At 48.6% G+C, this 1,392-nt stretch carries 3 protein-coding genes; 1 reads left to right on the top strand and 2 read right to left on the bottom strand.

The genetic code is table 11. From position 1 onward, the window contains the following. On the top strand, window positions 1-205 hold a 205-nt coding region (locus tag AB843_RS26030), incomplete at its 5' end, for a hypothetical protein (RefSeq protein WP_206412973.1). Window positions 206-281: 76 nt separating this feature from the next. On the opposite strand, the gene AB843_RS25815 is transcribed toward AB843_RS26030, so the two are convergent. Further along, window positions 282-599, bottom strand: a complete 318-nt coding sequence (locus tag AB843_RS25815; protein WP_157384608.1) for a hypothetical protein — start codon at window positions 597-599, stop codon at window positions 282-284. Beyond that, window positions 577-1,359, bottom strand: a complete 783-nt coding sequence (locus AB843_RS24535; RefSeq protein ID WP_048649555.1) for a hypothetical protein — start codon at window positions 1,357-1,359, stop codon at window positions 577-579. The genes AB843_RS25815 and AB843_RS24535 overlap by 23 nt, the downstream gene beginning before the upstream one ends. Between the last annotated feature and the right edge of the window lie 33 nt (window positions 1,360-1,392).

Here is a 1,392-nt window from a genome sequence, read left to right as displayed (position 1 = left end):
CCAGCGGCAAAACCGTCAGCCGGTAGAAGCCCCGGTTCGCCTCCTGGTTACTGGCATAGGTATAGTCGCCGGGAATGCCTGGCTGCATCAACGCGCCGCGGAGCGAAATCCACTAACCACGGTGTTTCCAGTATTGTTACTCGCGCATGAGCGCGAAACATCAACTTGCGGCAAAAATATTCCCCACACCGCTGTCAATTATTAAATCGAAAAGAAATAAATAATACTTAATAATACTACATAAGAAGTGAAATTTTTCAATATAATTATATTTAAAATTACTATTTAAGAATAGTTGATATCGTATAAATAAAAGACATAGAGACAAAAAATACTGATAAGCCCCATGAGATAATCAATGTAAGTAGATTTTCCCATAAAATCTCCTTTTCGAATGCTAGAAAATATACATAACCAAAAAAACTTTCTGGGACAGAGCATTTACTTAATTCATCAATACCGCAATATGCTCCCTGAGGATTGTGATCCAATGCTACATAGGCAATAGCGGCCGAAACAGCGATGGAAACGGACATAGATGCCAGCGCTGAAATTATCCCGATTTTGACACACCCTCTAAAACTTCCACCAAAGTTCATTGTCATATATCACTTGCACCCTGGCCCCGTAGTCCGACACTTTTCTGGCGGAGAGATTGTTATACACGGTGGCGATCTTTGCAACGCTGGGCTTTGAAATACGGGCCGCAATTCGTTTGAGTAAGGTGACGCCGGCACGAATATTGATCTCCGGATCTTTCAATTCTTCGCGTGTCCAGCCAAGATCCCTCCAATAAGAGGAATGCACGTTCATCGGCATTAAAGTCCTCGGCCACGGATGTACCTTATCATAATAGCCGTGTGTCGTTTCCATGTAGATGATTGCCATGACGAGCTTTGAATCAAGTTTTTGCGCAATCGACTCCTGCACAGCGGTAAAGGCGTGGTCGAAAACCTGATGCAACTGGTGAAGCTCATAAGTAGGTTTTGAACCATCAGCCGAAGGGTTGTCTGCAACCTCGAAAATTGCAGGCGTGTCCCGCAGGATACTTTCTTTACGGGCAGTTGCGGTATTCGTCGTAGGCAGACTTCCGATGAGAGCCACCGGTGGATTGGTGCCATTCATGGCATCACTGGCAATAACCTCATCCCGAGTCACTCCACTCTCACCATCATCCGCCACCGCCCCGCCGCCTGCCCACCTCCCGCCATCACTCTGGCCAGCTGGCACACGTGGCTGCGAGCGCCAGTTCGGATTGTGCTTCAGCGCCTGGTCCAGCCGCCGCACTGCAAACAGCACGTTGATCCAGGCAATGTCTCCTACAACGCGCGCGGCAAGCGTCCGGCCATCCTCAGCCATCCCACTCACCCTTCGCCGCGCGGGGCGTATCCC

Source organism: Nitratireductor soli (assembly GCF_001050155.1).
GTDB lineage: Bacteria > Pseudomonadota > Alphaproteobacteria > Rhizobiales > Rhizobiaceae > Nitratireductor > Nitratireductor soli.
This window is presented reverse-complemented; position numbering and strand designations above follow the sequence as displayed.